Origin of the sequence: Nocardioides lentus (assembly GCF_039529515.1) — a bacterium.
Lineage (GTDB): Bacteria > Actinomycetota > Actinomycetes > Propionibacteriales > Nocardioidaceae > Nocardioides > Nocardioides lentus.
The window spans coordinates 478,784-503,165 of sequence record NZ_BAAAMY010000004.1; the positions used below are offsets into that span (position 1 = coordinate 478,784).

The 24,382-nt window shown below is 74.4% G+C and carries 23 protein-coding genes and 1 tRNA gene; 17 read left to right on the top strand and 7 right to left on the bottom strand.

Translation table 11 applies throughout. The annotated features are described in order from the left end of the window. Positions 1-181 precede the first annotated feature (181 nt). From ABD158_RS09045 to ABD158_RS09060, 4 genes are all read left to right on the top strand, one after another. The gene (locus tag ABD158_RS09045; RefSeq protein ID WP_344006302.1) at positions 182-1,072 is read left to right on the top strand and encodes a pyruvate, water dikinase regulatory protein; all 891 of its coding nucleotides are present in this window, start codon (positions 182-184) and stop codon (positions 1,070-1,072) included. After that, a complete protein-coding gene (ppsA, locus tag ABD158_RS09050; protein ID WP_344006304.1) occupies positions 1,069-3,501 on the top strand; it encodes a phosphoenolpyruvate synthase in 2,433 nt (810 codons plus the stop codon). Before ABD158_RS09045 ends, ppsA begins: the two co-directional genes overlap by 4 nt. 92 nt (positions 3,502-3,593) lie before the next feature. Further along, the gene (locus tag ABD158_RS09055) at positions 3,594-4,988 is read left to right on the top strand and encodes a M14 family zinc carboxypeptidase (RefSeq protein WP_344006306.1); all 1,395 of its coding nucleotides are present in this window, start codon (positions 3,594-3,596) and stop codon (positions 4,986-4,988) included. Between the two features lie 101 nt (positions 4,989-5,089). Further along, on the top strand, positions 5,090-6,616 hold the full coding sequence (locus ABD158_RS09060; RefSeq protein ID WP_344006308.1) for a fibronectin type III domain-containing protein: 1,527 nt from the start codon (positions 5,090-5,092) through the stop codon (positions 6,614-6,616). A gap of 57 nt (positions 6,617-6,673) precedes the next feature. On the opposite strand, the gene pdxY is transcribed toward ABD158_RS09060, so the two are convergent. Then, positions 6,674-7,564: a pyridoxal kinase PdxY gene (pdxY, locus tag ABD158_RS09065; RefSeq protein WP_344006310.1), complete on the bottom strand. Its 891-nt coding sequence runs from the start codon at positions 7,562-7,564 to the stop codon at positions 6,674-6,676. Between the two features lie 50 nt (positions 7,565-7,614). Here pdxY and ABD158_RS09070 point away from each other — a divergent pair, with 50 nt between their 5' ends. Continuing rightward, complete coding sequence (locus ABD158_RS09070) at positions 7,615-8,298, top strand: uracil-DNA glycosylase (protein WP_344006312.1); 684 nt, start codon at positions 7,615-7,617, stop codon at positions 8,296-8,298. 33 nt (positions 8,299-8,331) lie between these two features. Here ABD158_RS09070 and msrB read toward each other — a convergent pair whose 3' ends face one another. Together msrB and ABD158_RS09080 are read right to left on the bottom strand one after the other, a co-directional pair. Next, positions 8,332-8,736, bottom strand: a complete 405-nt coding sequence (msrB, locus tag ABD158_RS09075; protein ID WP_344006314.1) for a peptide-methionine (R)-S-oxide reductase MsrB — start codon at positions 8,734-8,736, stop codon at positions 8,332-8,334. 26 nt (positions 8,737-8,762) lie between these two features. Continuing rightward, positions 8,763-10,064, bottom strand: a complete 1,302-nt coding sequence (locus ABD158_RS09080) for a GNAT family N-acetyltransferase (protein WP_344006316.1) — start codon at positions 10,062-10,064, stop codon at positions 8,763-8,765. Positions 10,065-10,146: 82 nt separating this feature from the next. On the opposite strand from ABD158_RS09080, the gene ABD158_RS09085 reads away from it, so the two are divergent. The 3 genes from ABD158_RS09085 (at position 10,147) to ABD158_RS09095 (ending at position 13,394) form a co-directional block, all read left to right on the top strand. After that, complete coding sequence (locus ABD158_RS09085; protein ID WP_344006317.1) at positions 10,147-10,713, top strand: TerD family protein; 567 nt, start codon at positions 10,147-10,149, stop codon at positions 10,711-10,713. Between the two features lie 29 nt (positions 10,714-10,742). Next, positions 10,743-11,828: a DNA polymerase domain-containing protein gene (locus ABD158_RS09090; RefSeq protein ID WP_344006319.1), complete on the top strand. Its 1,086-nt coding sequence runs from the start codon at positions 10,743-10,745 to the stop codon at positions 11,826-11,828. A gap of 120 nt (positions 11,829-11,948) precedes the next feature. Next, a complete protein-coding gene (locus ABD158_RS09095; RefSeq protein WP_344006321.1) occupies positions 11,949-13,394 on the top strand; it encodes a polysaccharide pyruvyl transferase family protein in 1,446 nt (481 codons plus the stop codon). Positions 13,395-13,397: 3 nt separating this feature from the next. Here the strand turns inward: ABD158_RS09095 and ABD158_RS09100 are convergent, their stop codons facing one another. Next, positions 13,398-13,970 carry a hypothetical protein gene (locus ABD158_RS09100; RefSeq protein WP_344006323.1) on the bottom strand — a complete coding sequence of 191 codons (573 nt, stop codon included), beginning with the start codon at positions 13,968-13,970 and terminating at the stop codon, positions 13,398-13,400. A 23-nt stretch (positions 13,971-13,993) separates the two neighbouring features. Continuing rightward, a complete protein-coding gene (locus ABD158_RS09105; RefSeq protein ID WP_344006324.1) occupies positions 13,994-15,103 on the bottom strand; it encodes an ATP-dependent DNA ligase in 1,110 nt (369 codons plus the stop codon). A gap of 47 nt (positions 15,104-15,150) precedes the next feature. Here ABD158_RS09105 and ABD158_RS09110 point away from each other — a divergent pair. The 6 genes from ABD158_RS09110 to pth all read left to right on the top strand — a co-directional run bounded on the left by ABD158_RS09110 (position 15,151) and on the right by pth (position 20,142). Beyond that, positions 15,151-15,232 (top strand) — tRNA-Gln (locus ABD158_RS09110). 34 nt (positions 15,233-15,266) lie between these two features. Beyond that, a complete protein-coding gene (gene ddaH, locus ABD158_RS09115) occupies positions 15,267-16,067 on the top strand; it encodes a dimethylargininase (RefSeq protein ID WP_344006325.1) in 801 nt (266 codons plus the stop codon). Positions 16,068-16,106: 39 nt separating this feature from the next. Continuing rightward, entirely contained in the window at positions 16,107-17,549 is a 1,443-nt protein-coding gene (glmU, locus tag ABD158_RS09120) for a bifunctional UDP-N-acetylglucosamine diphosphorylase/glucosamine-1-phosphate N-acetyltransferase GlmU (protein ID WP_344006327.1), read from the top strand. Positions 17,550-17,645: 96 nt separating this feature from the next. Beyond that, on the top strand, positions 17,646-18,626 hold the full coding sequence (locus tag ABD158_RS09125) for a ribose-phosphate diphosphokinase (RefSeq protein WP_425573173.1): 981 nt from the start codon (positions 17,646-17,648) through the stop codon (positions 18,624-18,626). 230 nt (positions 18,627-18,856) lie between these two features. Then, the gene (locus ABD158_RS09130) at positions 18,857-19,552 is read left to right on the top strand and encodes a 50S ribosomal protein L25/general stress protein Ctc (RefSeq protein ID WP_344006329.1); all 696 of its coding nucleotides are present in this window, start codon (positions 18,857-18,859) and stop codon (positions 19,550-19,552) included. Further along, positions 19,549-20,142, top strand: a complete 594-nt coding sequence (pth, locus tag ABD158_RS09135) for an aminoacyl-tRNA hydrolase (protein ID WP_344006331.1) — start codon at positions 19,549-19,551, stop codon at positions 20,140-20,142. Before ABD158_RS09130 ends, pth begins: the two co-directional genes overlap by 4 nt. On the opposite strand, the gene ABD158_RS09140 is transcribed toward pth, so the two are convergent. Then, positions 20,132-20,944: a TetR/AcrR family transcriptional regulator gene (locus ABD158_RS09140; protein WP_344006332.1), complete on the bottom strand. Its 813-nt coding sequence runs from the start codon at positions 20,942-20,944 to the stop codon at positions 20,132-20,134. The two genes, pth and ABD158_RS09140, sit on opposite strands and share 11 nt — an antisense overlap. Positions 20,945-21,235: 291 nt before the next feature. Here ABD158_RS09140 and ABD158_RS09145 point away from each other — a divergent pair, with 291 nt between their 5' ends. The 3 genes from ABD158_RS09145 to ABD158_RS09155 are packed head-to-tail and all read left to right on the top strand — an operon-like array spanning position 21,236 to position 23,813. After that, positions 21,236-22,744 carry a sugar transferase gene (locus tag ABD158_RS09145; RefSeq protein ID WP_344006334.1) on the top strand — a complete coding sequence of 503 codons (1,509 nt, stop codon included), beginning with the start codon at positions 21,236-21,238 and terminating at the stop codon, positions 22,742-22,744. Next, on the top strand, positions 22,744-23,220 hold the full coding sequence (locus ABD158_RS09150) for a UDP-N-acetylglucosamine--LPS N-acetylglucosamine transferase (RefSeq protein ID WP_344006336.1): 477 nt from the start codon (positions 22,744-22,746) through the stop codon (positions 23,218-23,220). The genes ABD158_RS09145 and ABD158_RS09150 overlap by 1 nt, the downstream gene beginning before the upstream one ends. Next, entirely contained in the window at positions 23,217-23,813 is a 597-nt protein-coding gene (locus ABD158_RS09155; RefSeq protein ID WP_344006338.1) for a glycosyltransferase, read from the top strand. Before ABD158_RS09150 ends, ABD158_RS09155 begins: the two co-directional genes overlap by 4 nt. 8 nt (positions 23,814-23,821) lie before the next feature. Here the strand turns inward: ABD158_RS09155 and ABD158_RS09160 are convergent, their stop codons facing one another. Then, on the bottom strand, positions 23,822-24,370 hold the full coding sequence (locus tag ABD158_RS09160) for an acyltransferase (RefSeq protein WP_344006340.1): 549 nt from the start codon (positions 24,368-24,370) through the stop codon (positions 23,822-23,824). Positions 24,371-24,382 lie beyond the last annotated feature (12 nt).

Genomic DNA, 24,382 nt, shown 5'->3' on the forward strand with positions numbered 1-24,382 from the left:
GGCGGGGGGCCTCACGTGTCTCGAGGATGTCGCGGGTCCCGACTCCCGTCACCGGCCTCGCCACGCACAGGTGTGCGCGTCGTCCCGTCGGCGGCGCCTGCGCGACACGCCGTCGGCGGGAGGGGTTATGGTCCCGATCACACCGTCCCCCGGGCGCCGGGGAGCGGGGAAGGGAGCCGTCGTGGACGCCACCGGGTCGGACGAGACCGTCGTCCCCGTCTACTTCCTGTCGGACTCCACCGGCATCAGCGCGGAGACCATGGGCAACGCGCTGCTGATGCAGTTTCCCGACACCGTCTTCGAGCGGACGACCATCCCGTTCATCACCAGCATCGAGGCGGCGCGCGACGTCGTGGAGACCCTCGACGCCGCGATGGACGGCCCGGTCCCGCCGCTGGCGTTCACCACCGCCGCCGAGGACCACATCCGTCACACCCTGCTCGAGACCCGGGCGCCGATCATCGACTTCTTCGGCCTCCACATGGAGCGGGTCGAGTCGCTGCTCGGGGTGCAGGGCGTGCGCCAGCCCTCGCGCCTGCACAGCGTCGGCGACGTCAAGCGCTACAACACCCGCATGGCGGCGGTGGAGTTCACCATCGAGCACGACGACGGCCAGTCCCTGCGCGCCCTCGACCGGGCCGACGTGATCCTGCTCGCGCCCTCGCGCTGCGGCAAGACCCCGACGAGCATGTACCTCGCCCTCCAGCACGGGCTGTTCGTCGCCAACTACCCGCTCGTCGAGGAGGACCTCGAGTCCTCCGAGCTGCCGCGCCCCGTGCGCGAGCACCGCGAGCGCTGCTTCGGCATCACCACCACCGCGGAGCGCCTCAGCCGCGTGCGCAACGAACGCCGTCCCGGCTCGTCGTACGCCTCGGCGGGGCAGTGCCGCTGGGAGCTGCGCCGCGCCGGCCAGCTCTACACCGAGCACCACGTGCCCGTCATCGACTCCGCCACCAAGTCGGTGGAGGAGATGGCGGCGCTCGTGCTGCAGACCCTCAAGCGCAACGGCGGCGTCCCCAGCCGCGAGCGGAGCAAGGCCCGTCACTCCCCGGACAGGAAGGCACGACCGTGACCGAGCAGGCAGCCGAGCAGGCAGCAGAGAGCAACGACAACGTCCGCTGGTTCTCCGACCTCGGCATGGACGACCTCGACCAGGTCGGCGGCAAGAACGCCTCGCTGGGCGAGATGGTCTCCCACCTGACCGACCTGGGCGTGCGCGTGCCCGACGGGTTCGCGACGACGGCGGAGGCCTACCACCGGTTCATCGGCGAGACCGGTCTGGCCGAGCAGATCTCCGGGCTGCTCGACGACCTCGACACCGACGACGTACGACGGCTCGCCGAGGTCGGCAAGGAGATCCGCGGGCTGGTGGTCGAGCGTGACTTCCCCGCCGACCTCGAGGCCGACATCCGCGCCGCCTACGAGGCGCTAGTCGAGGGCTCCGGCGACGAGGCGTCGTTCGCGGTCCGCTCCTCGGCCACCGCCGAGGACCTGCCCGACGCCTCCTTCGCCGGCCAGCAGGAGACCTTCCTCAACGTCCGCGGGATCGACGCCGTGCTCGACGCCATCCGCGAGGTCTTCGCCTCGCTCTACAACGACCGCGCGATCGCCTACCGGGTGCACCACGGCTTCGCCCACGGCGACGTCGGCCTGTCGGCGGGCGTGCAGAAGATGGTCCGCTCCGACATCGGCGCCGCCGGCGTCATGTTCACGATGGACACCGAGTCCGGGTTCACCGACGCCGTCTTCGTCACCTCGGCCTACGGCCTGGGCGAGGGCGTCGTGCAGGGCGCGGTCAACCCCGACGAGTTCTACGTCTACAAGCCCGGCCTGCGCGCCGGCCGGCCCGCGATCCTCAAGCGCAACGTCGGCGGCAAGCGCACCAAGATGGTCTACACCGACGACGCCACGGTGGGCCGCACCACGGAGTTCGTCGACGTCGACGACGCCGACGCGCGGCTGCTCTCGCTCACCGACGACGAGGTCACCGAGCTCGCCCGGCACGCGCTGACGATCGAGGAGCACTACGGCCGCCCGATGGACATCGAGTGGGCCCGCGACGGCGTCGACGGCCTGCTCTACGTGCTGCAGGCCCGTCCCGAGACGGTCCAGTCCCGGCGCACGGGCGCGGTCGAGCGGTTCGGCATCGAGTCGTCGGTGACCCGGGGGGCGACCGTGCTGGTCGAGGGCCGCGCCATCGGCCAGAAGATCGGGGCGGGCGCGGTCCAGGTGATGCGCAGCGTCGAGGAGATGGGCGACTTCTCCGACGGCCAGGTGCTCGTCGCCGACATGACCGACCCCGACTGGGAGCCGATCATGAAGCGCGCCGCCGCGATCGTGACCAACCGCGGCGGCCGCACCTGCCACGCCGCGATCATCGCCCGCGAGCTCGGCATCCCCGCGATCGTCGGTACCGGTGACGCGACGACCACGCTGACCGACGGTCGCGAGGTCACCGTCTCGTGCGCCGAGGGCGACACCGGCAACGTCTACGAGGGGATCCTCGACTTCACCGTCGAGCGCACCGAGCTCGACGAGCTGCCCGACCTCGACGTCAAGCTGATGATGAACGTCGGCACCCCGGACCAGGCGTTCTCCTTCGCGCAGCTGCCCAACAAGGGCGTCGGGCTCGCGCGGCTGGAGTTCATCATCAACCGCCAGATCGGCGTCCACCCGAAGGCGCTGCTCGCCCTCGAGTCCGACCCCGACTCGCTGGACCCCGACGTGCGGGCCGAGGTGGAGGAGATCATCGCCGCCCACCCCGGACCGCGGGAGTTCTTCATCCGCCGCGTCGCGGAGGGCGTCTCGATGCTCGCCGCGGCGTTCGCCCCGCACCCGGTGATCGTGCGGATGAGCGACTTCAAGTCCAACGAGTACGCCAACCTCCTCGGCGGCGAGGCCTACGAGCCCGACGAGGAGAACCCGATGATCGGCTACCGCGGCGCCTCGCGGTACCTCTCCGCGGAGTTCGCCGACTGCTTCGCGCTCGAGTGCGAGGCGATGCGCTACGTGCGCGACGAGATGGGCCTGACCAACGTCTGGCTGATGATCCCGTTCGTGCGCACCGTCACCGAGGCGGAGGGCGTGGTCGGGCTGCTCGGCGACCACGGCCTGGAGCGCGGCAAGAACGACCTGAAGGTCGTCATGATGTGCGAGGTGCCGTCCAACGCCGTCGTCGCGGACTCGTTCCTCGACCACTTCGACGGCTTCTCGATCGGGTCCAACGACATGACCCAGCTGACGCTGGGCCTCGACCGCGACTCCTCGCTCGTCGCGGCCGGGTTCGACGAGCGCGACCCCGCGGTCAAGCACATGCTGTCGCTGGCCATCTCGGCCTGCAAGGCCCGCGGCAAGTACGTCGGGATCTGCGGGCAGGGCCCCTCGGACCACCCCGACCTCGCGCAGTGGCTGATGGAGCAGGGCATCGAGTCGATGTCGCTGAACCCCGACACCATCGTCGCGACCTGGGAGCGCCTCGGCGAGCTCGCCGCGAAGGGCTGAGCCGCCCGCAAGGGTTTCCCCGCTTGTCGGGGCTCCCGGGCGCGGTCGAGGGTGGGACGCCCACCTCCGACCGCGACCCGGGAGCAGCCACCATGACGAGCCCGACGAGCCCGATCAGCAGGACCTCACGTCGTACCCGCGTGCTCGCGCTGGGGGCGGCGGCCGCCTTCGCGGCGACCCTCGGGCTGTCGGCCGGCACGGGCGGCGGGCTCGGCGCCGCGGCGGCCCAGGACTCCTCCGGGCCCGCCCGCGACCTCGCGGCGACCGACGCGACCCTGCGCACGCCGTTCGAGGTCAGCGGCGGCGCGCGCTGGACGACCCAGCCCGAGGGCCAGCGGTTCTGGCGCGACCTCGACGCCGCCAGCGAGCGGGTCGAGGTGCGGACCGTCGGGCGCAGCGTCGAGGGCCGCCCGATCCAGCTCGTCGCCGTCGGCGACCCCGCACCGGCGTCCCCGGCCGAGGCCGCCGAGGGCTCCGTGCTGCTCAACGTGTGCTCGATCCACGGCGACGAGCCGTCCGGGCGGGAGGCCTGCCTGCAGATGGCCCGCGACCTCGCCGGCACCACCGACCCCGCCTGGCGGCGACTGCTGCGCGACACCACGGTGCTGTTCCTCGTCGGCAACCCCGACGGCTGGGTCGCCGACACCCGCGGCAACGCCGACGGCGTCGACGTCAACCGCGACTACCTGGCCCTCGCGACCCCCGAGGCGAAGGCCGTCGTGCGCACCATCCGGCACTGGGCGCCCGACACCCTCAACGACCTCCACGAGTACGGCCCCCGCGAGTACTACGACACCGACCTCCTGCAGCTGTGGCCCCGCAACCGGCAGGTCGACGCCGGTGTCCACGACCTGGCGCGCGAGATGAGCGAGGGGTACGCCGCCGACCAGGTGCGCGCGGAGGGCTACACCTCGGGGGAGTACGGGATCCTCGTGAAGGACGGCGAGCCGTTCCAGCAGGTCGCCGGCGACGAGCAGCCCGGCATCCTGCGCAACTACGCCGGCACCCAGCACGTCGTGGGCATGCTCAGCGAGACCGCCAACGCGCCGCTAGACGCCGCCGAGGAGGCCGACGAGTCGCTGCTCAACCGTCGCCGGGTCGAGGTGAACTACCTCGCCGCCGTCGGGAGCGCCCAGTACACCCTCGAGAACCGCGCCACGCTCCTCGCCGAGACGGCCGCCGCCGGCGAGCGGGCGACGGCCGAGGGGGCCGAGCAGAGCGGCGTCGTCTACTTCGCCGGTCAGGACGACCGGCTGCCGACGTCCCCGGACGAGGTCGAGCCCGAGCCGATGTGCGGCTACCGGCTCAGCGCCGACCAGCGCCGTGCGGTGCTGCCCACCCTGCGCCTGCACGGCGTCGAGGTCACCCGCCGCGACGGGGCGCCGTTCGTGTCGATGGCCCAGCCCGACCAGCCGCTGATCCCGCTGCTGCTCGACGCCCGCTCCGACTACGCGATCACGGAGGCCGCGCCGGTCGCGACCTGCTGAGCGTCGGTCTCGGCGTTCGCCCGCGCGGAGACGGGAGGCGGTCCTACCATCGGTTGGTGGACCCAAGCATCCGCCGGGTCACGAGCCCCGGAGGCGCTGCCATGACCACCTCGTCGTCACCCCGCCGGCCCCGCGGCCCGCTCGCGGTCCTCGCCCTCGTCGCGCTGGTCGTCGGGCTGCTGGCCGGCCCCGGCGCGACGGCGGCCCCCGCGGCCCCCACGGCCCCCGCCGCGCCGGTGGGAGCAGCGGCCGCCGAGGCGCCGCTGCAGGTGCAGGGCGTGACCGCGACCGCGGGGGACGGCTCGGCCACCGTCTCCTGGCAGCTGCCCCTGCTGGCGGTGCTCGTGACCTCCTACACCGTCACCGCCCAGCCGGGCGGCGCGAGCGTGACGGTCGGCGACCCTCTGGCCACCAGCGCGGTGGTGCCGGGCCTGCGCAACGGCACGGCGTACACCTTCACGGTGGCGGCGAGCGACCTGCTCGGGACCGGACCGGCGTCGGTGCCCAGCGCCCCGGTCGTGCCGCAGGCGGCCCCCGGCCTGCCGCCGCAGGTGCAGGGCGTGACCGCGACCCCGGGCGACGCCTCCGCCCGCGTCGCCTGGACGGCGCTCGGCGGCGAGGTCACGTCGTACACCGTGACGGCCAGCCCGGGAGGGTCCAGCGTCGTGGTCGGCGCGGCCCGGGCCGGGTCCGCCCCGCAGGCCGTCGTGGGCGGACTGACCAACGGCACCGCCTACACCGTCACGGTCACCGCCGCCGGGGCCGCGGGCTCCGGGCCGGCCTCCGCGCCCAGCGCGCCGGTGACCCCGCGCGCGGCGCCGCTGCTGCCGGTGCCGTCGGTCACCGACGTCGCGGCCACCGCGGGCGACCGGGCGGCGACGGTGACCTGGACGCCGCCCGCGCTGCCCGTCGGCCTGGGCTACCGGGTCGACGTCGTCGGCACCGGGGTGTCGGTGGAGGTCGCCGACCCGACGGCGAGCAGCGCCACCGTCGAGGGGCTCACCAACGGCCGTGCCTACAGCTTCACCGTGACGACCACCCGCGTCGACGGCGCCACGTCGGACCCCGCCGGCCCGACCGCGCCCGTCGTCCCCGCCGGGCCGCCGCTGGCGCCGACCGGCGTCGCCGCGGCCCGGGGCGACGGGAGCCTCGTCGTCACCTGGGCGCCCGCGGTCGCCAACGGCGCCGACGTCACCGCCTACCGGGTCCGCGTCGGCGACCAGGAGCAGACCGTCCCCGCCTCCCCGCGGCGGCTCGAGGTCACCGGGCTGCGCAACGGCACGGCGTACGACGTGACGGTGACCGCGACGAACGCCGCCGGCACCGGCCCCGCCTCGGCGCCCGTCCGCGCGACCCCGGCGGCGCCTCCCGGCCGGGTGGCCCGCCCGACGGCCACGGTGACGGGCCGCACCGTCGTGCTGCGGTGGCGCGCTCCGGCGGCCAACGGCGCGGCCGTGACCGGCTACCGCGTCAGCGGCGGGCCGCGGGCCCGCTCCGTCGGCGCCGGGACCCGCACCCTGCGCCTGACCGGCCTGTCCGCCCGCCGCTACGCCTTCCGGGTCACCGCCCGCAACGCCGTCGGCGCCGGCCCCGCCAGCACCCCCGTCCGGGTCCGCGTCCGCCGCTGAGCCGGCACGGACGGCCGCGCACCTCGGAGCGGGGGGTCCCGCCGGACGTCGGCCGGGTCAGCGGACCCGGCGGGCCTCGAAGCGCTCGGAGGGGTGGACGATCTCCTCCTGCGACGGCACGAGCTGGAGCTCGCGGAAGCCGGACTCGAGGGTCGCGCGCAGCACGCCGTACACCGCGGAGGTGGTGGCGGCCAGCGCCTCGGCCGCGGAGGGGGCGGTGAGCAGGTGCGCGAGCCAGAGCGCCGAGGTCAGGTCGCCGGCGCCGTTGGGCGAGATCGGCAGCTGGGGGGTGGTGACGGCCCAGGCGCCCTCGTCGGTCACGGCGAGCACGTCGAGGTGCCCCTCGGGCACGGCGTCGTGGAGCAGGCTGGTGACCAGCACCGTGCGCGGGCCGCGCTCGCGGACGGCGTCGACGGCGGCGAGGACCTCGTCCATCGTGCGGGTCTCGACGCCGGCCAGGAAGTCCAGCTCGAAGTGGTTGGGCGTGATCAGGTCGGCGGCCGGCACCACCGCGTCGCGCATGAACTCCGGGATGCCCGGACGCACGAACATCCCGCGCCCGACGTCGCCCATCACCGGGTCGCAGCAGTAGACGGCGGCCGGGTTGAGCTCCTTGACCATCGCGACGGTGTCCAGCACGACCTGCCCGACGTCCTCGGCGCCCTGGTAGCCGGTCAGGACCGCGTCCGCCGTGCCGAGCACCGAGACGGTCTCCGCGCCGTTGTCGCCCCGGCCGGGCACCTCGCGCTCGCCGATGCCGGTGATGACGTCGGCGACGTCGGACGCGGCCAGCAGCGGCCCGCGCCACGCGCCGTACCCGGTGTGGTTGGAGAAGTGCACCGTGTTGACGGGCCACACCTCGTGGCCCAGGCGCTGGAGGGGGAAGACGGCCGCGGAGTTGCCGACGTGGCCGTAGGCCACCGACGACTGGATGGACAGGATCCTCATCCGGTGATCCTCCCACCACCGACGTCGGCGGCGCCCGGCAGACTGCCCGCATGAGCGCTCTCGCGGGACTGGTGGACCAGGGCCTCGTGGCCCCCGACTGGGCCGAGGCGCTCGCCCCGGTCGACGACCGGATCGCCGCGATGGGGGAGTTCCTGCGCGCGGAGCTCGCGGCCGGCCGCTCCTACCTGCCGGCCGGCGAGAAGGTGCTGCGCGCCTTCCAGCGCCCGATGGCCGAGGTGCGGGTCCTCGTCGTGGGCCAGGACCCCTACCCCACGCCGGGCCACCCGATCGGGCTGAGCTTCGCCGTCGACGCCGACGTCCGACCGCTGCCCAGGAGCCTGGTCAACGTCTACCGCGAGCTGCGCGACGACCTCGGCGTCGAGCCGCCGGCCCACGGCGACCTGTCGGCGTGGGCCGACCAGGGCGTCCTGCTGCTCAACCGCTGCCTGACCGTCGAGCCGGGCCGACCCGCCTCCCACCGCGGCAAGGGCTGGGAGGAGGTGACGCAGCGGGCGATCGAGGCGCTGGTCGCCCGCGGAGGGCCGCTCGCGGCCGTGCTGTGGGGCCGCGACGCGCAGTCGTTGGCCCCGATGCTCGGCGACGTGCCCAGCGTCGCGTCGCCCCACCCGTCACCGCTGTCGGCGAGCCGTGGGTTCTTCGGGTCGAAGCCGTTCAGCCGGGTCGACGCGATGCTGGCCGAGCAGGGTGGCACCGGCGTCGACTGGCGGCTCTGAGGCCGCCGGCCGACCCCGACGTCGCGCCTCGTCTCAGGCGTTGTCGGCGGGCTCGAGGCTCAGCGACACCGAGTTGATGCAGTAGCGGTCGCCCGTGGGGGTGCCGTAGCCGTCGGGGAACACGTGCCCGAGGTGGGAGCCGCAGTTGGCGCAGCGCACCTCCGTGCGGCGCATGCCGAGGGTGTTGTCCTCGATGTACTCGATGGTGTCGGTGATCGGCTGGTAGAACGACGGCCAGCCGCAGCCCGAGTGGAACTTGGTGTCCGACTCGAACAGCTTGGCCTCGCACGCCTTGCAGCGGTAGACGCCCGTCGTCTCGGTGTCGGTGTACTCGCCGGTGAACGGCCGCTCGGTGCCGGCCTGGCGCAGCACCTGGAACTCCTCGCGCGAGAGCTCCTCGCGCCACTGCTCGTCGGTCTTCTCCACGTTGTAAGCCACGAATCCAGGATACGTCGGGGGCGGAGTCAGAACGAGGTCGCGCAGTACGGCGCGGGTCCGCCGTCGGCCATCCGGCCGAGCGTGCGCACGGCCTCCGGGCGGGCGTCGCCGAGGCGCCCGGCGGCGGCCAGCACCGCGACGTCGACGTCGCCGAGGTACAGCGAGCCGAGGGTGTCGGCGTCGAGCACGGCGTCGGGGTCGTCCGCGCTCGCCGTGACGTCGGCGACGCCGTCGCGCACCGTCACCCGCCAGGTCCCGTCGGCGTGCCCGAGCGGGTCGACGACGCGCAGGACGACCGACCCGTCGACGGACCAGGGTCGCGCCGCGAGCGCGACGGGGACGTCGAGCACCCGCAGCCACAGGTGGTCGCCGAGCCGGGTGGTGCGCACCGCGCGGGGCTCGACGAGCGCGTGGTCGAGCACCCAGTCGACCGGCACGGTGTCGCAGCGCAGCCGCTCCACGAGGTCCATCGACGCCAGCAGCGACCACAGCCGCAGCTCGACCTCCGGCGTCGCGGCCAGCAGGTCGGTCACCTCGACGGTGCGCCGTCCCTCCTCGACCCCGGTCCAGCGGAACGCGGCGTGGCCGTCGGGTCGCTTGTCGGCGTCGAGGTGCAGGAGCACCTGGGCGTGCCGGTCGGGCGAGCGGTCCCAGGGCAGGTAGGCGCCCGTGAGGATGGGCTCGTAGCCCTGGTGGCGGTCCACCGCGCCGCGGGTGCGGGCGAGGTGGTCGGCGAAGACGGCGGAGATCGCGGGCCAGGCCTCGCGGGGGGCGACCAGCTCGAGCCGTCCGGTGTCGGCCGGCAGCGTCCGCCGCAGCGCGACGCGGGTGGTGTCCACCTCGACGCGGCGCAGGCGGGTGGCCGGACCGAAGCCGAAGCGCCCGTAGATCGACCCCTCGGACGCGGTGAGCGCGGCCAGCGGCAGCCCGCGCGCGGCTGCGTCCGCGAGGTCGGCGGTCATCAGCGACCGCAGCAGCCCCCGACGCCGGTGGGTCGGCGCGACCGTGACGTCGGTGACCATGTGCAGCGGCAGCACCCGACCGCCGCCGACGTCGATCGACTGCGTCCAGCTCGCGTAGGTAGCGACCGGCGGAGAGACGGCGACGGGTGCGCCGCTCGCGGGCGCGTCGGCGGGGGGCGTCCACGTCCGCTCGGGCCACACGCCGGACAGGCGCAGGCCGTCGTGGCGCACCTGCGCCCGCCACCGGGCGAGCCAGTCGTCGTCGGGCGCGCCGTCGTGGAACGACTGCACGACGGCGGTGGCCCACGCGCGGCCCTCCTCGCCGTCGGGGTCGACCGTGCGCGGGGTCAGCCGGTGCTCCGTCACACCGGCGAGGGTAGGAGCGCGGGGCCGGGTGGGGCCACGGGGTTACGTTCGACCCCACCACCACCACCCGAGGGAGCGCGTCGTGATCGAGCTGCAGGCGGGGCAGGCCCTGCCCCTGGAGCACACCCGGCTGCGTCTCGGCCTGGGGTGGGACTCCGAGGAGGGCGCCGGGGTGATCTCGGAGCGCAAGGAGGTCGACCTCGACGTCTCGGCGTTCCAGTTCGCCGGCACCGAGCTGTTCGACCTCGCCTTCTACAACAACCTCGCCACCCGTGACGGCTCGACGGTCCACCTCGGCGACAACCTGACCGGCGACGGCAAGGGCGACGACGAGCAGGTCACCGTCGACCTCACGAAGGTCTACCGGACCGTGGACCGCATCGCCGTCCTGGTCAGCAGCTACCAGGGCCACAGCCTGGAGTGGGTCGGCCGCGCCTACTGCCGGGTCGTGGCGGTCGGCGAGGACCCGGGCGGCGCGGACGAGGTCGAGCTGGGGCGGCTCACCATCTCCGGCGGCATCCGCGAGACCGGCGTCGTCCTGGCCGCCCTCGAGCGCACCGCGGAGGGCTGGTCCTTCCGGGGCGTCGGCCGGGGCGTCGAGGCCCGGGTGCCGACGGAGTCCGTGCGCGCCGTGCGCCGCGCGCTCTGAGGACCGGTCGCAGGCACTAGCCTCGGCCCATGGCACGTACGCCGGCCGCGGAGGTGGTCGCGGGGGAGCGGACGGTCCGGGTCTCGAGCCCCGACCGGGTGGTCTACCCGGCCACCGACCGCACGCCCGAGGTCACCAAGCTCATGGTCGCCGAGTACGTCGTGGCGGCCGAGGTCGGGCTGATGCGCGCGCTGCGCGACCGCCCGACGGCGCTGGAGCGCTGGCCGTCGGGGGTGCAGGAGGGGATGCGCCTGGCGACCGGGCCGGGCGACAAGGACGCCGACGCCTTCTACCAGAAGCGCGTCCCGAAGGGCGCGCCCGACTACCTGGAGACCGCCCGCATCACCTTCCCGTCGGGCCGCACCGCCGACGAGATCTGCCCGACCGAGGTGGCCGTCCCGGTCTGGTGCGCCCAGATGGGCACGATCACGTTCCACCCGTGGCCGGTGCGACGCACCGGGGACGACGCGAGCCTCGACCACCCCGACGAGCTGCGGATCGACCTGGACCCGCAGCCCGGCACGACGTTCGGCGACGCCGCGCGGGTCGCCGGCGTGGCGCGCGAGCTCCTCGCCGAGCACGGCATCACCGGCTACGTGAAGACCTCCGGCAACCGCGGCGTCCACGTCTACGTCCGCCTCGAGCCGCGGTGGGACTTCGTCGACGTCCGCCACGCCGCCATCGGCTTCGGGCGCGAGCTGGAGGCCCGCGACGACCAGGTCACCACCGCGTGGTGGAAGGAGGAGCGCGGGAGCCGGATCTTCGTCGACTACAACCAGAACTGCCGCGACCGCACCATCGCCTCGGCGTACTCCCTGCGCCCGCAGCCCGGCGCCCCCGTCTCCACCCCGCTGGGCTGGGACGACCTCGCCGCGCTCGACGACCCGCGCGGCCTCAACCTGTTCACGGTGCCCGAGCGCCTCGCCGACGGCGACCCGTGGGCGGGCATCGACGAGGTCCACCACGACCTGACGCCCCTCCTGGCGCTGTACGACGCGCAGCCCGGGGGCGAGATGCCCTACCCGCCCGACCACCCCAAGATGCCGGGCGAGCCGCCGCGGGTGCAGCCCAGCCGCAAGGTCGCCGCCCACTGGCCGGACGACGCGGACTCCTGACCCCCCTCCAGCCGGCGCCCCGCACGGCGGGGCGGCGCCGGTTGCTAGGTTGCCCCTTCCGTGCCGGAGGGAGGGAGGGCGCCGACCGCCGGCGCCCGCGAGTCGATGAAGCGTGTCCTCGTGCGTGTGTTCCGCGACCCGTTCCAGCCGGTCAACCCGGTCCGGGTGTGGCGGGAGAACCAGGTCAGCGGCAACACCGGCAACCTGCTGTTCAGCGACGCCGCCGTGCGGGCCGTCGCCTGCGAGGACGTCGAGGTCACCTGCTGGACCGACGCCGAGATGTCGGAGCGGGCCGAGGAGGTCGCCGAGCGCTTCGACCACGTCGTGATCCCGCTGGCCAACGCGTTCCGCAACGCCTACCGCGGCCGGCTGCAGTCGCTCACCTCGACCATCCGCACGATGGCCACCCCGGTCACGGTGCTCGGCGTGGGCGCCCAGTCCAGCGCCGACTACGACCTGGAGGCCATGGCGTCCGTCGACGAGACCGCGCGCGAGTTCGCCCGGGCCGTGCTCGAGCACTCCGGCGCCATCGGGGTCCGCGGGGAGTTCACGGCGCGCTACCTGGCCTCGCTCGGCTTCGACGAGGTCGAGGTCATCGGCTGCCCCTCCATGTTCGTGCACGGCGACCGGATGCCGGCCCAGAAGCCGCTCGCCGACACGACCACGGACCTCGCGATCTCGCTGGGGCTCACCCCCGACGCGCCGATGGACGCGCAGTGGCTCGACGAGCTCGTCGCGCAGCACCCCCGCCTGAGCTACATCCCCCAGGACCGGATCGACCTCGAGACGATGATCTGGGGCCACGCCGAGGTCGCCGGTCCGCGCTCGCAGGCCGGCTTCCCCTCCGACCTGTCCCACCCGGTCTTCGCGGACCGGGTCGCCCGGATCCACCTGGACCCCCGGTCGTGGATCGAGGACCTCCGCTCCGCCGACCTCGCGATCGGCACGCGGATCCACGGCGTCATCGCCGGGCTGCTCGCGGGGATCCCCGCCCACCTGCTGGTGCACGACTCCCGCACCCGCGAGCTCGCCGAGCACTTCGGCATCCCGCACACCCGCATCGACGGCGGCCGCGCGCTGCCGAGCCTGGAGGAGGTGCTCGCGGCCGACGCGTCCAGCACCTACCGGGCGCACCCGGCGCGCTGGGAGCAGTTCTCGGCGTTCCTCGACCGCCAGGACCTGCCCCACGTCTGGCGGGAGTCCGCGGTGTCGACGTACGACGACCGCCTGCCGCCCGTCACCGCGCCGGTCGTGGTGGACCACGGCCGCACCCCGACGCCGGCGGAGGTGCTGGCCTGGGTCGAGGAGTACCACTCCGCGTCGGTGGTCCGACTCGAGCGCCAGGCCGCTCGGCAGCGCGCGCAGCTGCGGCGCCAGGCCCGCACCGCGTCGGGCCTGCGCCGCGAGGTCAAGGAGCTGCGCCGCGACGCGCGGGCCGCCGACAAGCGGGCCGAGCGCCTCGCGGGCCGGCTCGACGAGCTCGGCGCGCAGGTGGCGGAGCTGCAGGCGGCGCCCAGCGGCCTGCGCGAGCGTCTCGGCGCCGCCGTGCGACGCCGCGAGGAGTAGCGGCTACAGGCCGCTGATCCCGCCGGCGTCGCCGGCCTGCTCGGAGAAGCTCTCGTGCTCCACGAGGTGCAGCACCGGGATCCCGAGGTGGCGCTCGGCCCGGGAGGCCCAGTCGACGTGGAGGAACTCGGCGACCACGTGACGGCTGGTCAGCACGATGGCCTCGTCGGCGCCGCGGTCCGCGACGACGCGACGCAGGGCGTCGACCGGGTGCTCGTCGGTCGCCGCGCCGTCGACGGTGGCGCCCGCGGCGCGCATCGCCTCGAGCGACGAGGCCAGGTGGCGCGACGCCACCGTGTGCTCGGCCTCGACCAGCGCGCGCTCCTCCTCGGGGCTCGCGACCGGGGCCGCGAGCGGCTCGCCCGCGGCGAAGGAGCCCATCGCGGAGTGCACGCGCGCCGCGGCGTCGTCGACCGGCAGCAGCAGGTGGTAGCGCACCTCGGTGTCCAGGCCCTCGTGGAGCGAGGTGAGGCGGGCGGCGTCGCCGGGGGAGACGTCCTCCTCGACCAGCACGACGACGTCGTACGGGGGCTCGGTGCCGGTGGGCGCGGACGCGGGGTGCTCGGGGGTGCTCATGGTCTCCTCGGGTGGCGGGGCGGTCAGTCGCGGTTCTTCAGGATGGCGGACAGGTCGTAACCGTCCGGCTCGTCGAGCTGGTCGTAGCCGCAGGAGGCGGCGTCGCGGTCGGGCCGCCAGCGCAGGAAGTGGGCGGTGTGGCGGAAGCGCCGGCCCTCCATGTGGTCGTACTTGACCTCCAGCACCCGCTCGGGACGCAGGGGCGTGAACGACAGGTCCTTGCCCGCGCTCCATCGGCTCTGGGTGCCGGGCACGCGGTCGGGGTTGGCGATCGCCCACTCCTGCCAGGAGCCCCACGGGTGCTCGGCGATGGGGCAGACGAGCTCGGCGAGCTCGTCCATCAGCTCGGCGCGACGGGTCGCGGTGAACGACGCGCTGACCCCGATGTGCTGCAGCTGCCCGTCCGCGTCGTGCAGGCCGAGCAGCAGGCTGCCCAGCAGCGGCCGCTCCGGCGTGCTCGTCTTGTGCTCGCGCAGCCCGGCGAGCACCACGTCGGCGGTGCGCTCGTGCTTGATCTTGAGCATCGTGCGCCCGTTCTCGACGTACGGCGCGTCGAGCGGCTTGGCGACCACCCCGTCGAGGCCGGCGCCCTCGAACGTGGAGAACCAGGCGCGGGCCTCGACGGGATCGGTGGTGGTGCGGGTGAGGTGGCAGGGGCCCGCGTCGGGCAGGTCGGCCAGCGCGTCGGCCAGGGCGGCCCGGCGCTCCGAGAAGGGCCGGTCGACGTAGGAGGTGTCGCCGAGGGCCAGCAGGTCGAACGCGACGAAGCCCGCGGGCGTGGTCTCGGCGAGCATCCGCACCCGGGAGTCGGCGGGGTGGATGCGCTCCTGGAGCACCTCGAACTCCAGGCGCGCCGACCCCGGGGGCCCGGCGGCGACGAACAGCTCCCCGTCGAGCACGCACCGCTCCGGCAGCTGGGCGAGGACCGCGGCGACGACCTCGGGGAAGTAGCGGGTCAGCGGCTTGGTGTTGCGGCTGGTGAGCTCGACCTCGTCGCCGTCGCGGAAGACCAGGCAGCGGAACCCGTCCCACTTCGGCTCGAACGACAGCGGCCCGACCTTCGCCGGGTCCGGCACGCCCGTGACCGACTTCGCGAGCATCGGTCGCACGGGCGGCATGACGGGGAGCCTCACCGGCCTCAGTGTGCCACCGGGCCCGCGCCCTAGGGTGGGGCCCACGTTCCCCGGTTGGTCTGCCGGCAGGGCCCGCCTGACTTTGAATCAGGACAAGCGACGTAGGTTCGACTCCTACCCGGGGAGCCACCTCCGCAGGGTGCCGGAGCCCTACCCTGCGGGGATGGTCACCGCCCGCCGCGCCCTGGTCCGCCGCCCCTCGCCCCGCCTGGCCGAGGGCCTGCTCACCCACCTCGAGCGCACGCCGGTCGACGTCGGCCTCGCGATGGCGCAGTGGCAGGGCTACGTCGACGCGCTGCACGCCGAGGGCTGGGAGACGATCGAGGTGCCGCCGGCCCCCGACTGCCCCGACGCGGCCTTCGTCGAGGACACCGTCGTGATGTACGCCGACCTCGCGGTCCTCGCCCGGCCCGGCGCCGACGAGCGCCGGCCCGAGACCGCCGGGACCGAGGAGGTCCTGCGCGACCTCGGCTACCGGGTGCGGCGCATCGAGGAGCCCGGCACCCTCGACGGCGGCGACGTCCTCAAGCACGCCGTCGACGGTCACGGGGTCGTGTGGGTCGGCCTGAACGGCGGTCCCGGCGGGCGCACCAACGCCGCGGGCATCGCGCAGCTCGCCGACCACCTGACCCCGCTCGGGGCGCGGGTCGAGACGGTGCCGCTCAGCAAGGCCCTCCACCTGAAGTCCGCGGTCACCGCGCTGCCCGACGGCACGGTGGTCGGCTGGGACCCGGTCGTCGACGACCCGGGCGTCTGGCCCTCGTACGAGGCGGTGCCGGAGGAGCCCGGTGCCCACGTCGTGCTGCTCGACGGCGAGACGGTCCTGATGTCGACGGCGGCCCCGCTCACGGCGGCGTCGTACGAGGCGCGCGGGCTGCGGGTGGTCGCCGTCGACATCTCCGAGTTCGAGAGGCTCGAGGGCTGCGTCACCTGCCTGTCGGTACGGCTGCGCCACACGCCCTGAGGCGGGACGGCGCGGCCGGGGTCACCTAGTGTCGGCGCCATGAGCGCCGACGTCACCGTGATCGTCCTGGCCGCCGGGGGCGGCACCCGGATGCGGTCCAAGACCATGAAGGTCCTGCACCGGGTCTCCGGCCGCAGCATGCTGGGCCACGTGCTCGCCGCCGTCGAGCGCTGCGAGCCCGCCCGCGTCGTGGCCGTCGTGGGCCACCAGCGCGAGGCCGTGGCCGCGCACCTGGCCGACCTGCGTCCCGACGCGCTCGTGGCCGTGCAGGAGACCCAGGAGGGCACGGGGCACGCGGTCCGGGTCGCGCTCGACGCGATGGCGGCGGCGGGGGAGACCCCCCGTGGCCCGGTCCTGGTGGCGTACGGCGACACGCCGCTGCTCGACGGGGGCTCCCTGGCGTCGTTCGTGACCGAGCACCGCGAGGAGGGGCGCGCCGTCAGCATCCTGTCGGGCGTCGTGGCGGACCCGACCGGCTACGGCCGCGTCGTGCGCCGCGAGGACGGCTCCGTCGAGGCGATCGTCGAGCACAAGGACGCGGACGAGACGCAGCGCGCGGTGCGCGAGATCAACTCCGGGATCCTCGCCTTCGAGCCCGGCTTCCTGCTCGAGGCGATCGGCCGGATCGGCAACGACAACGCCAAGGGCGAGTACTACCTGACCGACGCCGTGGCCCTCGCCCGCGAGGCCGGCCTCGGCGTCGGCGCCCACCGCGTCGCGGACGTGCTGGAGACCGAGGGCGTCAACGACCGCGAGCAGCTCGCGCGGGCGGGTCGGGCGATGAACGACCGCATCCTGCGCCGCTGGATGCAGGCCGGGGTCACCGTCATGGACCCCGCCACCACGTGGGTCGACGCCGACGTCGTGCTGGAGCCCGACGCGACGCTGCTGCCCGGGGTCCAGCTCCTCGGCGCCACCGTGGTCGCCGAGGACGCCGTGGTCGGTCCGGACTGCACTCTGGAGGACTGCGAGGTCGGGGCGGGGGCGCGCGTCGTGCGCGCGCACGCCCAGCTCGCGGTCGTCCACGCCGGGGCCCAGGTCGGGCCGTTCGCCTACCTGCGGCCCGGCTCGGTCGTCGGCCCGTCCGCGAAGGTCGGCACCTTCGTCGAGACCAAGAACTCGACGCTCGCCGAGGGCGCCAAGGTGCCGCACCTGTCCTACGTCGGGGACGCCGACATCGGCGAGGGCACCAACGTCGGGGCCGGCACGATCGTCGCCAACTACGACGGAGTCGCCAAGCACCGCACCACCGTCGGCCGGCACGCCCGGACCGGCTCCAACAACACCTTCGTCGCCCCGGTGACGATCGGGGACGGCGCCGGCACCGGCGCGGGCACGACGGTCCGCGAGGACGTGCCGGCCGGCGCGCTGGCGGTCTCGGCCGGTCCCCAGCGCAACCTCGAGGGCTGGACCGCGCGGCGGCGGCCCGGGACCGCGCAGGCCCGGGCGGCCGAGGAGGCGCAGGTCACACCGGGCTCCTGACCGGTCCCCGGGCGTGGACCCGGGGTGCGCGACGGCCCCGCCGTGGGTCAGAATCGTCTGTCGCCCCACCCGCACCTCCTCGAGGAGTCGTCTCGCGTGAGCGGAATGAAGCGCACCACCGAGAAGAACCTGATGGTCTTCTCCGGCCGGGCCCACCTGGAGCTGGGCCAGGAGGTCGCCGAGCTCCTCGGCACCGGCCTGGTGCCCCAGTCGGCCTACGAGTTCGCGAACTCGGAGATCTACGTCCGCTACGAGGAGTCCGTCCGCGGCTGCGACGCGTTCGTGCTCCAGAGCCACGCGGCGCCCATCAACGAGTGGGTGATGGAGCACCTGATCATGGTCGACGCCCTCAAGCGGGCCTCGGCGAAGCGGATCACCGTCGTGCTGCCGTTCTACGGCTACGCGCGCCAGGACAAGAAGCACCGCGGCCGCGAGCCGATCTCGGCGCGGCTGATGGCGGACCTGTTCAAGACCGCCGGGGCCGACCGCCTGATCACCGTCGACCTCCACGCCGACCAGATCCAGGGCTTCTTCGACGGGCCCGTCGACCACCTGATGGCGCTGCCCGTGCTCGCCGACCACGTCAAGGCCCGGTACGGCGGGGAGCGCCTGGCGGTCGTGTCGCCCGACGCGGGCCGGATCAAGGTCGCGGAGCGCTGGTCGGCCCACCTCGACGGCGCGCCGCTGGCCTTCATCCACAAGACCCGTCGCACGGACCGGCCCAACGAGACCGTGGCCAACCGCGTGGTCGGCGAGGTCGAGGGCCGCATGTGCGTGCTGGTCGACGACATGATCGACACCGGCGGCACGATCGTGAAGGCCGCCGACGCCCTGATGGCCGAGGGCGCGGCGGGCGTGATCATCGCCGCGACGCACGCGATCCTCTCCGACCCGGCGGTCGACCGGCTGAAGAACTCCCCGGCCACCGAGATCGTCGTCACCAACACGCTCCCGATCCCGGCCGACCGAGAGTTCGACAAGCTCACCGTGCTGTCGATCGCCCCCCTGATCTCGCGGGCGATCCGCGAGGTCTTCGAGGACGGCTCGGTCACCAGCCTCTTCGGCGGGGCCACCTGAGCGACGTCGCCGCGGCCCGGCGTCCGGGTCGTGGTCGGGCCGGGTTGGTGCTCGCGCGGCGCGGCCCGTAGGATTCCCAGGTTGCCTCGGCGAGGGAGCGGCCCGGGTCCACCGGGAGACGCACCGTGATCGACAGGGCCGGCAGTTGACTCTGCGCCCGACGTCGGCCGCGTCCGCCGGGCGGCCACGATCCTGCACGACTGTCAGCCACGCACGAGGAGCGCACCACCATGGCCAGCGAGAAGATCACCGCCGAGACCCGCACCGAGTTCGGCAAGGGCGCCGCGCGCCGCATCCGCCGCGCGGACAAGGTGCCCGCCGTGATCTACGGGCACGGCAACGACCCCGTCCACCTGACGCTGCCCGGTCACGCGACCTGGCTCGCGCTCAAGAACGGCGGCGCCAACGCGCTGCTCGAGATCGAGGTCGACGGCTCGACCCAGCTCGCGCTGACCAAGCAGGTGCAGACGGACCCGATCCGCCGCACCCTCGAGCACATCGACTTCGTGGCAGTCCGCCGCGGCGAGAAGGTCACCGTCGACGTGCCCGTCACCGTGGTCGGCGAGGCCGGCCCGGAGACCCTGGTCGTCACCGAGAGCGGCACCATCTCGATCGAGGCCGAGGCCACCAACATCCCCGAGACGATCGAGGTCTCCGTCGAGGGCGCCGAGGTCGGCACCCAGATCTCGGCCGCCGACGTGCAGCTGCCCGAGGGCTCCGAGCTGCTCACCGACCCCGAGGCCCTGGTCGTCAACGTCACCAACGCCCCCACGGCCGCCGAGGTCGAGGCGGAGCTGGAGGAGGCCGAGGCCGAGGCCGGCATCGAGCGCGACGAGTCCGACGAGGAGCTCGCCGAGCAGGCCGAGGCCGAGTCCGCCGAGGGCGACGGCGACGCGTCCGAGGACGGCGACGCCGACAGCGAGTGACCTCGCCCGACGTCTGGCTGGTCGTCGGCCTCGGCAACCCGGGGCCGACGTACGCCGGCCACCGCCACAACGTCGGCTACCTGGTGGTCGACGAGCTGGTCTCCCGTGTCGGGGGGACGCTGCGCGCCCACAGGAGCGGGCGCGCGCAGGTGCTGGAGGGCCGGGTGGGGCCGCCGGGCGGCTCCGCCCCCCGGGTGGTCCTCGCCCGGCCCCGCAGCTACATGAACGAGCTCGGCGGTCCCGTGAAGGCACTCGCCGGCTTCTACCGGGTCGAGCCGGCCCACGTCGTCGCAGTGCACGACGAGCTCGACCTGCCCTTCGGGGGCCTGCGGGTCAAGCTCGGCGGCGGCGACAACGGTCACAACGGCCTGCGCTCGATGCGCTCCTCGCTCGGCACCGGCGACTTCCACCGGGTCCGCGTCGGGATCGGCCGTCCGCCCGGTCGGCAGGACGTCGCCGACTTCGTGCTCTCGGACTACTCCCGGACGGAGCGCAAGGAGCTCGACCTGCAGGTCGTGGAGGCCGCCGACGCGGTCGAGTCGCTGCTGGTCGACGGTCTCGAGCGCACCCAGCAGCAGTTCAACCGCTGAGCGAGCGGGTCCGGGGCACGCCCGGGGTCGTGTCGTCGACGGTCATCCCCATCGCGAGCAGGATCGCGACCAGGTGACGGTCGAAGGCCTCCTCGGGGTCGGTGTAGAACCGGCCCAGGTGGCCGAAGAGCTCGAGCATGACGAACCCGTGGAAGGCGCCCCAGCCGCTCAGCAGCAGGTTCAGTGCCTCCGGCGTCAGGTCGACGTCGGGGTGCTCGGCGAACCTCGCGGCCGACGGGGTGAGCTCGGGGGCGCGGGGGATGAGGACGCGCTCGAGGTCGACGTGGCCCGAGTGCGCCGCCTCGACGAAGATCGACACGGGCACGGCGAAGAACTCGGTCACCCGCTCGTTGGTGACCCCGTCGCCGCCCGTCGGGTGGGTCTGGTCGGTGCTGAAGATGAGGTTGAACTCGGCCTTGTGCTCGTGGGCCCACCGCCGGTAGGCGTGGCCCAGGGCCCGGAGGCGGTCGGGCACCGCGTGTCCCTCGGTCTCCTCCGCCGACGAGCGCAGCGCGGCCGCGGCGGACGCGTACGCGTCGTCGGCCACCGCTGCCATCAGCTCCTGCTGCGACTGGAAGTAGCGGTAGATCGCGGACGGCGTGAGCCCGACGTCGCGCGCGACCGCCCGCAGCGACAGCTGGCTGGTCGCCTCGAGGGTCAGGTGCTGGCGGGCCGCGGACTTGATCTCCTCGATCGTCTCGCGCCGCTGACGCTCCCGTCGGGTCTCCACGGCGGGCGCCTCGGGGTCGGCAGCGTCGTGGGCGACGTCACCCGGGACCGGGCCCGATGCGGCGGTCGTCACCGGGCGTCCCCCCTCGTCCTGCGCGATCAGTGCTTCCTCCAACAGTATCGGGCCGCGGAGCGTCCGCAGGCCGTTTCGAACCGGGCGGGGCCTGCTCCTCAACGGCCGCGCAAGGTACACACCAGAAGTTCGCGATTGAATTGACAACGCCGTTCTGTGGTGTGGACAGTGTTCTCTTGTACACGTGACGTGGGGTGCCGACGGTCGTTGACCACGGTGCTCTGGAGTCCCCGAGCGGAACCAGGGGACACGACCGGATCCGTCCGGTCTCGATCGAGGGGGGGCCTCGAGATGACGAAGGAACGACCGCCGGGTGCCCGGCTGTCGGTCGCCGGCACAGTACCGGTAACCGCGCACGCACCCGACGAGCACGAGGACACGGATGCCCGCGCGTCGGGGACCGTACCGCGTTCTCTCACGACCGCACCGTCCGGGTCGTCACGCCAGGACTTCGCGCGACCGCAGAAGCCGCGCGGCGGGGGAGCCCTGCGCTCCGCCGTCGAGGTCGTCCTCGTCGTCGCCGCGGTCGCCGCGGTCGCCGTGGCGACCGGCGTCGCCGCCGGCCTCGCCGCCCCGGTCCTGCTGGGCTGGATGATCGCCGTCGTCGCCTTCCGGGCGTCCAAGCCGGCCGGCGCCGCGGCGCCGGACGTGCCGCTGCGCGCCGGCTTCTACGTCGTCTCCGCGGCTGCGATCGTCGCGGTGCTGGGCGAGGTCGCCCGCGCCGTCGTGATCGACGTCATGGTCGTCGCGGGCACCGCCACCCTCGTGGCGCTGGCCGCCGTCGCCGTGCGCGAGCTGCGTCGCGGCCCCACCCGCGTCCTGGTCATCGGCGAGCCCGAGGCCACGGCAGCCGCCTTCCGCCGGTGGTCCGACCGGCGGGACGCCGTCGTCGTGGGCCTGTGCGACCTCACCGTCGACGGCGACGCCGGCTACGTGCACCGCTACCCGGGCGCGCCGATGGAGGAGGGCTTCAGCGACATCACCAAGGCCATCGCGGCCTGGAACGTCGACCTCGTGCTCGCCACCACCGGCGCCGGCCTCGGCACCGACGTCTTCCGGCGGCTCGGGTGGCAGCTCGAGCGCACCGGCGCCGAGCTGGGCATGCTCGACGAGTCCGGCTCGCTGTCCCCGCACCGCGTGTCGGTGACCGGGGTCGGCGACAGCACCGTCGTCTCCGTCTCGCCGCCCCGACCCCGGATGCTCGCCGCCGTCGGCAAGATCCTCGTCGACCGGCTCGCCGGTCTCCTCCTGCTCGCGGTGGCCGCACCGGTGATCGCGGTCGCGATGATCGCGATCCGCCTCGACTCCTCCGGTCCCGCGCTCTTCACCCAGACCCGGATCGGCCGCTACGGGCGCCCCTTCACGATCTACAAGCTGCGCACCATGACCGACGACGCCGAGGACCGCCGCACCCTGCTGGCGCACTCCAACGAGTCCGACGCCGTGCTGTTCAAGATCCGTCGCGACCCCCGCGTCACCCGGGTCGGCCGGCTGCTGCGGGTCTCCTCGCTCGACGAGCTGCCCCAGCTGCTCAACGTCGTCCGCGGCGACATGTCGCTGGTCGGTCCCCGCCCGGCGCTGCCGGAGGAGGTCGCCCTCTACGACGAGGCCACCCGGCGCCGCCTCGCGGTCAAGCCCGGTCTCACCGGTCTGTGGCAGGTCAGCGGCCGCTCCGACCTCGCGTGGGAGCGTGCGGTCGCCCTCGACCTGCACTACACCGACAACATCACGGTCGGCGGGGACCTGGCGATCTGCCTGCGCACCCTGCGTGCGGTGTTCCGCCGCGACGGGGCGTACTGATGGTCGCCCGTCGCTCGGCGGGCGACGGTCGGGTCCTGCTCGTCTCCACCCAGGGCGGCCACCTCGCCCAGCTGCTCGCGATGCGCGAGTGGTGGTCGGCCCACGACCGGGTCTGGGTCTGCCCCGACACCGCGGACGTGCGCGACCGCCTGGCCGCGGAGCGCGTGGTCACGTCGTACTCGCCGACGACGCGCAACGTGCCGAACCTGCTGCGCAACGCGGTGCTGGCGTGGCGCGTGCTGCGCCGGGAGCGGCCGAGCCTCGTGGTCTCGGCCGGCGCCGGCGTCGCGGTCCCGTTCTTCGTGCTGGCCTGGCTGTCGCGGGTGCCGACGGCGTTCATCGAGGTCTACGACCGGATCGACACCGCGACCATGACCGGGCGCCTGTGCGGCCCGTTCACGACCGTGCGCATCGCGCAGTGGGAGAGCCAGCTCGAGGTCTACCCGGACGCCCGTCTCGTGGGACCGCTGCTGTGAGCGCCGCGCTGGGACCCGTGCTGTTCTGCGTGGGCACCGACCACCACCGCTTCGACCGGCTGGTGGGCTGGGCCGACGACTGGTTCGCCGAGGCCGCCGGTGCGGCCGGGGTCAGCAAGGTCGTCGTCCAGCACGGCACCTCGCGCGCCCCCGTGGTCGCCGAGGGGCACCCCCACCTCGCCTACGCCGACCTCCAGCGCCTGCTGGCCGAGGCCTCCGCGGTGGTCTGCCACGGCGGTCCGGGCCTGATCAGCGACGCCCGCGGCGCCGGCCACGTCCCGGTGTGCGTGCCGCGCGACCCCGCGCTCGGCGAGCACGTCGACTCCCACCAGATGCGCTTCGCCGACGCCGCCGGCCACGCGGGCGTCGTCCGCCTGGCCCGCCACCCCGAGACCATGGCCGACGCGCTGTCGGCGACCCTCGCCGAGGCCCGCGACGGCACGCGCCCCGACCTCGGCTCGGCCGGTCTGGTCGCCTCGCGCGCCGCCGTGCACCGGCGCCTCGCCGAGGAGCTCGACGGCCTGATGGGACGTCAGCCCCGGCGGCGCACCTCCGTGATCCGCAGCCTGCGGCGCCACCTGGGGGACCGATGACCGGCCGCTCAGGGACGCGCGTCCGCCTCGCGCAGCCGCCGCGCCGGCACCCCGCCGTACACGCCGCCGGGCTCGCAGTCGGCCGCCACGACGGCGCCGGCCGCGACCACGCAGCCCTCGCCGACCCGCACCCCCGGCAGCACCGTGGCCCGGGCGCCCAGCCACACGCGGTCGGCGATGACCGTCGTGCGGTACTGCGAGGCGCGTCCGGCACCACCGGACGCGTCGCGCTCGTGGGTGGCGGTCAGCACCATCACCTGGGGAGCCAGGTGGCAGTCCTCGCCGATCTCGACGCGGCCCCGGGCCACGTCCAGGTAGCACTCGTGGTTGACGAAGGTCCCGCGGCCCACGCGCAGGTCGGTGCCCGTGATGCGGGTGCCGCTGAAGACGTTCATCGTCCGCACGTCGAGGCCCGCCGCCCGGTACAGCGCCCATCGCACCGGCCGGGGGACCAGGGCGGAGCCCGCCACGACGTTGAGCAGCAGGTGCCGCAGCGCGATCGCCGCGTCCAGGCGCAGCGCCCCGGTGGCGGCGGCGAGGAGACGGCCCGGTCGCATGACCCGACCCTA

Coding starts and splice junctions, on each gene's coding strand:
- ABD158_RS09100 (WP_344006323.1), bottom strand. CDS start 13,970: ATGAGCACCCCCGAGCACCCCGCGTCCGCGCCCACCGGCACCGAGCCC.
- ABD158_RS09150 (WP_344006336.1), top strand. CDS start 22,744: ATGGTCGCCCGTCGCTCGGCGGGCGACGGTCGGGTCCTGCTCGTCTCC.
- pdxY (WP_344006310.1), bottom strand. CDS start 7,564: ATGAGGATCCTGTCCATCCAGTCGTCGGTGGCCTACGGCCACGTCGGC.
- ABD158_RS09130 (WP_344006329.1), top strand. CDS start 18,857: ATGGCCAGCGAGAAGATCACCGCCGAGACCCGCACCGAGTTCGGCAAG.
- ABD158_RS09055 (WP_344006306.1), top strand. CDS start 3,594: ATGACGAGCCCGACGAGCCCGATCAGCAGGACCTCACGTCGTACCCGC.
- ABD158_RS09145 (WP_344006334.1), top strand. CDS start 21,236: ATGACGAAGGAACGACCGCCGGGTGCCCGGCTGTCGGTCGCCGGCACA.
- ABD158_RS09090 (WP_344006319.1), top strand. CDS start 10,743: ATGGCACGTACGCCGGCCGCGGAGGTGGTCGCGGGGGAGCGGACGGTC.
- ABD158_RS09060 (WP_344006308.1), top strand. CDS start 5,090: ATGACCACCTCGTCGTCACCCCGCCGGCCCCGCGGCCCGCTCGCGGTC.
- ddaH (WP_344006325.1), top strand. CDS start 15,267: ATGGTCACCGCCCGCCGCGCCCTGGTCCGCCGCCCCTCGCCCCGCCTG.
- glmU (WP_344006327.1), top strand. CDS start 16,107: ATGAGCGCCGACGTCACCGTGATCGTCCTGGCCGCCGGGGGCGGCACC.
- ABD158_RS09070 (WP_344006312.1), top strand. CDS start 7,615: ATGAGCGCTCTCGCGGGACTGGTGGACCAGGGCCTCGTGGCCCCCGAC.
- ABD158_RS09160 (WP_344006340.1), bottom strand. CDS start 24,370: ATGCGACCGGGCCGTCTCCTCGCCGCCGCCACCGGGGCGCTGCGCCTG.